The organism is Arthrobacter sp. TB 26, from assembly GCF_000427315.1.
GTDB lineage: Bacteria > Actinomycetota > Actinomycetes > Actinomycetales > Micrococcaceae > Arthrobacter.
In genome coordinates this window covers 1-8,777 of record NZ_AUPJ01000068.1, presented here as the reverse complement: position 1 = coordinate 8,777, position 8,777 = coordinate 1, and the positions used below count along the sequence as shown (strand labels likewise).

General features: G+C 67.3%; 7 protein-coding genes. 3 read left to right on the top strand and 4 right to left on the bottom strand.

The window, feature by feature from the left end; all coding sequences use genetic code 11:
* A partial coding sequence (locus K789_RS0101425) for an FAD-dependent oxidoreductase (protein ID WP_024365186.1) occupies positions 1–1,055 on the bottom strand: 1,055 nt, incomplete at its 3' end.
* 184 nt (positions 1,056–1,239) lie between these two features.
* Here K789_RS0101425 and rarD point away from each other — a divergent pair.
* A complete protein-coding gene (gene rarD / locus K789_RS0101420; protein ID WP_051180840.1) occupies positions 1,240–2,265 on the top strand; it encodes an EamA family transporter RarD in 1,026 nt (341 codons plus the stop codon).
* A gap of 34 nt (positions 2,266–2,299) precedes the next feature.
* On the opposite strand, the gene K789_RS0101415 is transcribed toward rarD, so the two are convergent.
* The gene (locus K789_RS0101415) at positions 2,300–3,172 is read right to left on the bottom strand and encodes a universal stress protein (protein ID WP_024365184.1); all 873 of its coding nucleotides are present in this window, start codon (positions 3,170–3,172) and stop codon (positions 2,300–2,302) included.
* A 200-nt stretch (positions 3,173–3,372) separates the two neighbouring features.
* Here K789_RS0101415 and K789_RS23830 point away from each other — a divergent pair, with 200 nt between their 5' ends.
* Positions 3,373–4,176: a hypothetical protein gene (locus tag K789_RS23830; RefSeq protein WP_024365183.1), complete on the top strand. Its 804-nt coding sequence runs from the start codon at positions 3,373–3,375 to the stop codon at positions 4,174–4,176.
* Positions 4,177–4,310: 134 nt separating this feature from the next.
* Here K789_RS23830 and gabT read toward each other — a convergent pair whose 3' ends face one another.
* Both gabT and K789_RS0101400 read right to left on the bottom strand, forming a co-directional pair.
* Positions 4,311–5,666, bottom strand: coding sequence for a 4-aminobutyrate--2-oxoglutarate transaminase (gabT, locus tag K789_RS0101405; protein WP_024365182.1), 1,356 nt, complete (start codon positions 5,664–5,666; stop codon positions 4,311–4,313).
* 134 nt (positions 5,667–5,800) lie between these two features.
* On the bottom strand, positions 5,801–7,231 hold the full coding sequence (locus tag K789_RS0101400) for a gamma-aminobutyraldehyde dehydrogenase (RefSeq protein WP_035738784.1): 1,431 nt from the start codon (positions 7,229–7,231) through the stop codon (positions 5,801–5,803).
* Positions 7,232–7,376: 145 nt separating this feature from the next.
* Here K789_RS0101400 and K789_RS0101395 point away from each other — a divergent pair.
* A partial coding sequence (locus tag K789_RS0101395) for a PucR family transcriptional regulator (RefSeq protein WP_024365180.1) occupies positions 7,377–8,777 on the top strand: 1,401 nt, incomplete at its 3' end.

The window sequence follows — 8,777 nt, the reverse complement described above, 5'->3', positions numbered from 1 at the left end:
GAGCCGTGGTAGCCGATCGCGCGGTAGACGGCCTGAACCGGGTAGTCGAGGTACTCCCCCGTGCCCTTGACGTTGCCGGTGCCGTCCAGCTGCATGCGCTCGAACTTGATGCCGGTGACCTTGCCGGGGTGGGCGGCGTCGCCTGTTGTTCCCAGGACCGCGACCGGGCTGTGCAGGAAGTGCAGGTGCAGGCGGCGGGAGGACGGCTCCTCGGCCTCCGCGTGCTCCTCGACGAGCCAGTTGGTCAGGGTGTTGACCATGGTGCGGATCTGGTTGTTGCTGCGGATCGCCTCGTCCGAGGCCTCGTCGAACTCGAAGTCCTCGGGATACAGGACGATGTCGACGTCGCGGGCGTGGGAAAGTTCGCGCAGTTCCAGCGGCGTGAACTTGACCTGGGCCGGTCCGCGGCGGCCGAACACGTGCACGTCCGTGACCGGGGAGTTCTTGAGCGCCTGGTAGACGTTGTCCGGGATTTCCGTCACGAGCAGGTCATCGGCGTGCTTGACCAGCATCCGGGCCACATCGAGGGCCACGTTACCGTTGCCAATCACCGCGATCTCCTTGGCCTCCAGCGGCCAGTCCCGCGGCACGTCCGGGTGCCCGTCGTACCAGGAGACGAAATCGGCCCCGCCGAAGGATCCTTCGAGGTCAATGCCGGGGATGTCCAGTTCCGCATCCTTGATGGCCCCGGTGGAGAAGATCACCGCGTCGTAGAAGGCCCGGAAATCGTGCAGGGTCAGGTCACGGCCGTAGGTGACGTTGCCGAGGAAGCGGATGTCGCCGCGGTCCAGGACCTTGTGCAGCGCGTTGACGATCCCCTTAATCCGGGGATGGTCCGGGGCGACGCCGTAGCGGATCAGGCCGTACGGGGCCGGGTACGCCTCGAACAGATCGATGCTGACCTCGAAGTCGCCGCCCTTGACTTCATTGGACTTGGTCAGGATGTCCGCGGCGTAAACGCCGGCCGGTCCGGCGCCGACAATCGCAACGCGGAGCGGACGTTTGGACGTGCTTCTAGACGTGCTTTTGGACGATGTTTCGGCCGAGTTGGACACCGGAAGCCCTTCTGAGTCTTAGCGACGGCGCCAGCTCATGCAGCGCACAATCCCCCATTCTAAATGTTCAGGGTAGGGAACGGGCGCCCCGGGGACCGACAGCGCCGGGATCCGCTCCCCGGCGCCGGGTGCACCGGAGCCGAAAGGCAGGAATAGGGGTCCCGGAGGTGGTGTTATTGATCTTGTGCCTACCCCCGACCGATCCCCCGCCCCCGCCACGCTGAGCACTCCGGGCGGCGCTGCCCCCGGCGGAAGCCAGTCGCGGCGACCGCCCTCCGCCCTCAAGGCAGTGGACACGGACACGACGGCGGGAATCATCTTCGGGATCGGCGCTTACGGCCTGTGGGGGCTGATGCCCCTCTACTTCTTCGTGCTGCAACCGGCCGGAGCGGTCGAGATTGTGGCCAACCGGGTGCTTTGGTCGCTGCTGTTCTGCGCCCTGCTGATCACCGTCACCCGTTCCTGGCGTGTCCTGGGGGCGGCGTTCCGGAACCGCAGGTTGATCGTCCCGCTGATCATCGCCGCCGTCCTGATCGCGGTGAACTGGCTGACCTATGTGTACGGCGTGACCACCGGACAGGCTGTCGAAGCCTCACTGGGCTACTTCATCAACCCGCTCGTGTCCGTTCTGCTGGGCGTGGTGGTGCTGAAGGAGAGACTGCGGCCGCTGCAGTGGGCCGCCGTCGGAATCGGTTTCATCGCCGTGGGAGTCCTGACGGTTTCCTACGGCAAACCGCCGTGGATTGCCTTGACCCTGGCGCTGAGCTTCGGACTCTACGGCTTCGTCAAGAAGCGCGTCGGCCCGCGCGCCGATGCGATTACCAGCCTCACGGTCGAAACGATCGTCCTGGCGCCGGTGGCCGCCGCTGCGATGACGGTCCTGGCGCTCACCGGCGCCGCAACGCTGGTAGCCCACGGCGCCGGGCACTTCTGGCTCCTGGCGGCGTCGGGCATCATCACCGCGGTGCCGTTGCTGTTCTTCGGCGCCTCCGCCCGGCGCCTGCCGATGACCACGATCGGCCTGCTGCAGTACTTCGCCCCCGTGCTGCAGTTCATCGTGGCGCTGGCCGTGTTCCACGAACCCATGACGACCGACCGCTGGATCGGTTTCGGCGTCGTCTGGCTGGCGCTGCTGGTGCTCACCATGGACATGCTGCTGACCACACGAAAGAACTCCGTGAACCGGAAACTGGCCCGCGCGGCCGCCTGAGACTGGCCCAGACGGCCGGTGGACTTCCGCGGAGTCAGTCCTCCGGGCTGGTGTTGACCCGCTCATAGTCGCGCGGGACAACCACCATGGGTACCGGCAGGGCAAGGAGCACCTTATGGGCGGTGCTGCCGATGAACAGTTTGTTCTTCTCCGCCAGGCGGGACGAACCCACGATCAGGATCTCGCCCTCATCCCATTCGAGATCATCAATTGCTTCCTCGATCGTGCGCCCGTGCGCAACTTCGACGCTGACATGGTGCCCGGCCGGGAGCCGGTGGGCGGCAGCAGTGAGGACGGTATTGGCGTGGATGTGCGCCGCGTTGATGTTTTCGCCGCTGTCCCCTTCGGCGTCAAGTTCCACGAGGGATACCAGCCGCAGCGGGACGCCGCGCCGTTCGGCGGATTCGATCGCGACGTCGATCGCCGCCTCCGCGCCGGTGCGCTGGCCCACCGCGAGGGTCAGCCTCGTAATCGGCTCCGTGCGGCGGTAACCCCGGGGGGCCAGCGCCACGGGGACGGGCGAGGCATGAAGCAGGGCGTTGGCAGCGCTGCCAATGGTGTAGCGCTTGAACAGCCCGGCGCTGGCGGCACCCACGACGATCAGTCCAGCCTTGTACTCCAGGGCCGCGTCAATGAGGCCGGCGGCGTGCGAGTCGGCCTGGCGGACATGGAACCGGGCCTCGATGTCCTTGGGGATCAGCGACAGGCCCTCCCGTTCCGCGCTAAGGACTTCCTGTTCTGCGGCGCTGACGCGGCTTCCCTCCGGGTTCATCGCGACGTAGGGGGTACGCCGGTCCACGACGTAGACCAAGTCAAGGTGGGCGCCCTGGGCGCGGGCCATCGCGGAGGCCAGGGCGACGGCGTCGGCGCCGCGGTCGCTGGGGGTGTAGCCAACTACGTATCGCATGTATGAACCCCTTATGGGTCTGTGGCAGAAGCCAGCTTTGCTCCGGGGTTCCGGGCGACGTCGGCCGGTCTGCGTTCCTGCAGTGGTAGGAACGACTCTAGCCCAGCGGGGCCCGGAAATGGCCGGGATGCCCCGTGACTTTCGGCCCTGAGCAGGGTAATCATCCGTCCCTAGGCTGGCAGGGTCGAGGGGAGCACACCATGGGCGCGATCAACACTCGGAAGATCCACGTCAGCGTAGGGAACGGCGGGGCGGGGATGTTGGCCCTGCTGCTGGCCCTCACCGCCTGTACGCCGTCCACACCGCCATCCGGCGGAGCCAGCCCGCCCGCTGCCACGTCCACCGCTCCTTCGACCACCCCAGCCAGCTCGACGGCGGCTCCGTCCGCTTCCGCGACGGTTCCGGCCGACACTGACGAAACGGCCCCGCCGCACGCGGGGGTCAAGGTGATCTCCTCCAGGATCACCCTCGACTGGACCTGGCCGGGCCCGGGCCGGCCGTTCAAGGCCACGCATGAGAACCCGGTGCCGGTTGCTCCGCCGCCGGCCGCTCCCCTGCCTGCGCTGTACGCCATCGGAGCCGGGTCGCATCCCGCGGAAACTCCGCCCTTCGACCAGATGAGCTTCCGGTTCCTGGGCGGCTTCCCGGGCTACGACATCGAGTTTGTGCCCGAATTGATCGCCGACGGCAGCGGCCTGCCGGTTCCCATGCCCGGCACCGGCGCCATCCTCAAGGTGGTCTTCCACGGCGCGCAGGCGCACACGGCGGACGGCACGGCCAGCACCATCACTCGGGCACCGGGCCCGGCGATCGGCTACCCGGCGCTGACCAGCTACGCCCCGGCCGGGGACTTTGAAGGGGTGGTGAGTTACGGGATCGGCGTCGGCCGGCCGGTGGATCCGGTGCCGGAGACCAAGGTGCGGGTCTGGGAGGTCGAGAAGATCGAGCGGGGCCAGCACGTGTACGTCATCGCGGTCCAGCTTGACGCCACTTTCTGGAAGTAGCCGCCGGACGAAGCACCACGAATAACACACGAATTGGCCCGCGAACTGAACAAGGAAAGCCGCGGACCATTCGTCCGCGGCTCTCCTGTTTTTCGGGTGTTCCGGTGTCCCGGTATTCCGGACGACCGGGCCCGCTAAGCGTTCGCCTTGACGGCCGCGGCGAGGACCTGGAGGCCGTCCAGCAGCAGTTCGTCGCTGATGACCAGCGGCGGCAGCAGCCGGATGACGTTGCCGTAGGTGCCGCAGGTGAGGATGATGACGCCTTCCTTGAGGCAGGCCGCGGCGACGGCCTTGGTCAGCTCGGGGTTCGGTTCCTTGGTACCGGCCTGGACGAGTTCGATCGCGAGCATGGCGCCGCGTCCGCGGACGTCACCGATCACGGACTGTTCAGCGGCGAGCTCGTTCAGTTTGCCGAGGGCGATCTCCTCGATGTGGCGGGCACGGGCGTTGAGGTCGTACTGCTCCATCGAACCGATGGACGCGAGGGCCGCGGCGCAGGCCACCGGGTTGCCGCCGTAGGTGCCGCCGAGGCCGCCCGGGTGGACGGCGTCGAGCAGCTCGGCGCGGCCGGTGATGGCGGAGAGCGGCATGCCGCCGGCGATGCCCTTGGCCATGGTGATGATGTCCGGGATAACGCCCTCGTGGTTCACGGCGAACCATTCGCCGGTGCGGCAGAAGCCCGACTGGACCTCGTCGGCGATGAACACGATGCCCTTGTCTTTGGCCCAGGCAGCCAGCGCCGGCAGGAATCCGGTCGCGGGGACAATGAAGCCGCCCTCGCCCTGGATGGGTTCGATGATGATCGCGGCAACCTGCTCGCCGCCGATCTGCTTTTCGATCATGGTGATGGCCCGCTTGGCGGCCTCGGCACCGGTGATCGCCGGGTTTTCCTCGCGGAACGGGTAGCTCATCGGCATGCGGTAGACCTCGGGCGCGAACGGGCCGAAGTTGGTCTTGTACGGCACGGCCTTGGCGGTCAGCGCCATGGTCAGGTTGGTGCGGCCGTGGTAGGCGTGGTCGAAGGCGACGACGGCGTCACGGCCGGTGGCGAGGCGGGCCACCTTGACGGCGTTTTCGACCGCCTCGGCGCCGGAATTGAACAGGACGGTGCGCTTCTCGTGGTCGCCCGGGGTGAGGCGGTTCAACTGCTCGGCGACGGCGACATAGCCTTCGTAGGGCGTGACCATAAAGCAGGTGTGGGTGAAGTGCTCCACGGCTTCCTTGACCGCGCCGACGACGGCAGGGTCGGAAGCGCCGACGCTCGTCACAGCAATGCCGGAGCCGAGGTCGATGAAGGAGTTGCCGTCGACGTCGTGGATGATGCCGCCGTCGGCGTCGGCGACGAACACGGGAACGCTGGACGCGACGCCGGCGGCGACGACGGCCTTGCGGCGCTGGGTCAGGGCGACGGACTTCGGGCCCGGGAAATCGGCCTGGACGCGGCGCTTCTGCTCGAGACGGTAGGTGATGTCATGGGCGGTGGTGGTCATGGGAAAGCCTTTCTAAGCGAGCGGATGATGCGCGCGGGTTATGCGTCAGGTTGGGTCTGCGCGACTGCGACATGCAGACGGGTTACGCGACAGCGTTATGCATCGGCGTTATGCGACAGCGTTATGCATGGGCGTTATGCGTCGAGCGCGCTCATGACGTGCTTGATGCGCGTGTAGTCCTCCACGCCGTACATGGACAGGTCCTTGCCGTAGCCGGACTGCTTGAAGCCTCCGTGCGGCATTTCGGCGGTGAGAAGGATGTGGGTGTTGATCCAGACGGCGCCGAAGTCGAGATCCCGGCTCAGGCGCATCGCGGTGCCGTGGTTCGAGGTCCAGACGCTGGAGGCCAGGGCGTAGTCGACGTCGTTCGCCAGCTCGACGGCCTCTTCCTCGGTGCTGAACTTCTGCACCGTGATGACCGGGCCGAAGGCTTCCTTCTGCACGATGTCGTCGCTCTGCTTGGCGCCGGTGACGATGGTGGGCTCGAAGAAGAAGCCCTTGTCCCCCGCCTGGTGCCCGCCGGTCTCGACCCTGCAGTTGTCCGGCAGGGACTCGACCAGGGCTTTGACCGTGTTGAAGTGGTTGACGTTGTTCAGCGGGCCGAAGTAGTTGTCCTCGTCGTTCTGCGAGCCGGTGCGCAGGGTCTTGGTGTGCTCGACGAGGGCCGCCACGAGATCGTCGTAAGCGGTGTCCTGGACCAGTACCCGGGCGATGGCGGTGCAGTCCTGGCCGGCATTGAAGAAGGCGAACTCGGCGATGGCCGCGGCGCTCTTCTTGATGTCGGCGTCGGCGAACACGACCGCAGGGGCCTTGCCGCCGAGCTCCAGGTGGGCGCGCTTGAGGCCCTTCGCGGCACCGGAGGCGACGGCGATGCCGGCCCGGACGGAGCCGGTGATGGAGACCAGGCCCGGGACCTTGTGCTCCACCATCAGGGCGCCGGTCTCGCCGGTGCCCAGGACCACGTTGAACACGCCGGCCGGGAAGATCTCCCCGGCGAGGCGGGCCAGGACGAGCGTGGATTCCGGGGTGGTGTCCGAGGGCTTGAGGACCACGGTGTTGCCTGCGGCCAGGGCGGGACCGATCTTCCAGATGGCCATCAGGAACGGGTAGTTCCAGGGTGCGACCTGGGCGACGACGCCGATCGGTTCACGCCGGACGTAGGAGGTGTGTCCCTCGAAGTATTCTCCGGCGGATTTGCCCTCCATGATGCGGGCGGCGCCGGCGAAGAAGCGCAGCTGGTCTGCCCCGGCGGCAACCTCCTCGGACGCGATCAGGGACCGGACCTGGCCGGTGTTCCGGTGCTGGGCCTCGACGAGTTCGTCGCTGTTGGCCTCGACGGCGTCGGCGAGCTTGAGCAGCATGAGCTGGCGCTGCCCCGGCGTCGTGTGCTTCCAGCTCTTGAAGGCTTCCTTCGCGGCGGTCATCGCGGCGTCGACGTCGGCCTGCACCGAGACCGGCGACTTCGCCACGACGTCGCCGTTGGTGGGGTTGACGATGTCCAGGACCCCGGTTCCGGCCGGAGTGACAAACTCGCCGTTGATGAAGTTCTGCAAGGTTTGAACCACGGTGTACAACCTCTTTCGCGCTGAAAAGGACCCAATGAGACTGCTCCGAGCCTATGCCAGCCGGTCAACCCCGGGGAATAGTCACCTGCACACCGTTTACGCCGTGGTTTAGTGCGCTTGACCAGCCCCCGGTTATCCTGAATCCATGGCCATTTCACTCGCTGCCCTGCTGGGGGTTCCGTCCCTCAAACTCGCCAAGGCAGGCCTCGCCGAAACCACCTGGCACCAGGACATTGTCTGGGTGGCCGTCACCGAGCAGGAGGACCCGCAGCGGTTCCTGAACGGTGGCGAACTGATCCTCACCACCGGCATGCGGCTCAAGAGCGCGCCGGAACAGCGCCGCTTCGTCCGCCAGGTCCAGCGCGCGGGGGCGGTGGGAATCGGCTTCGGGATCGGACTGACCCACGACGCCGTTCCGCCGGCCCTGATTGCCGAGGCCAACCGCTGGGGACTGCCGGTGGTGGAGGTCCCGTATGAGACGCCGTTCATTGCGATCGGCAAGCTCGTCGCCGACGCCCAGTCCGCGGACCACTTCACCAAACTGGAACGGCTCATCGCCGGGCACCAGATCCTGGCCCGCGCGCTCCTCACCGGCGGGGGCCTCGCCGAACTCCTCAAGCACCTCGGATCCATGCTGCGGACCGACATCGTCCTGACCCAGTTCACCGCCCAGCTGTACAACAGCGCGCCCGGCCATCCGGCGCCCAGCGCCGAGGGCTGGGCGTCCTTCCCGATTCCGACCGGCCGCCGCGACGCGTGCACCCTGTGGGTGAAGCAGCCCTTCGAGGACTCGGGGATTGTGGGTTATGCGCAGAACCTGATCAGCGTCGAGCTCAACAACATGGTCAAGCAGCGCCAGTCCCAGCGCGCCCTGGCGGGGCAGGTCCTGGAGGACGTGATCCACGGGACCCTGGAGCCCAGTGAGGCCACCCGGCGGCTCGCCGGCATCGGCGTCAACAGCACCCGCCGGAATGTCGTGCTGCTGGCCGAGTCCGCCGCGCACTTCAAGCAGCTGGGGATGTCCTCCTTGCCGCAGCCGCTCGAAAAATCGGTGAGTGCCGTCGTCGGCAAGGACCTGGTGGCGGTGGTCCCCGACGACGGAAGCGGCGCCAGCGCGCTGGCCCGGAGCCTCAGCGACCACCTGGCCGAGGCCGGGATCCACGCCACGATCGGGATCGGCGGTGCCTACACAAAGCCGAACGGGCTGCGCTGGAGCTATTTCGAGGCCCGCGACGCGGCAAGCCACGGCCTGCCCGTGAACGAACCCGAGCGGCTGAGCCTGACCTCGCTGCTGCTGGCCAGCGAGGACGTGCCGCTGGCAGACATGGCGAACGAGTCGCTCAATCCGCTGCGGACCTTCGATGCCACCCACGGCGCCGAGCTGCTGACCACCCTGGAGAGCTACCTGAACAACAACGGCTCCGTGGCGGCCGTCGCCGAAGAGCTCACACTGCACCGGAACACGGTCCGCTACCGGCTCGCCCAGATCACCGAACTCACCGGCTACGACCCCGCCCAGACCTCGGACCGGGTGCAGCTCTGGCTC

Excerpts from the sequence above, each read along its gene's own strand:
- gabT (WP_024365182.1), bottom strand. The coding sequence starts at position 5,666 with ATGACCACCACCGCCCATGACATCACCTACCGTCTCGAGCAGAAGCGC.
- K789_RS0101415 (WP_024365184.1), bottom strand. The coding sequence starts at position 3,172 with ATGCGATACGTAGTTGGCTACACCCCCAGCGACCGCGGCGCCGACGCC.
- K789_RS23830 (WP_024365183.1), top strand. The coding sequence starts at position 3,373 with ATGGGCGCGATCAACACTCGGAAGATCCACGTCAGCGTAGGGAACGGC.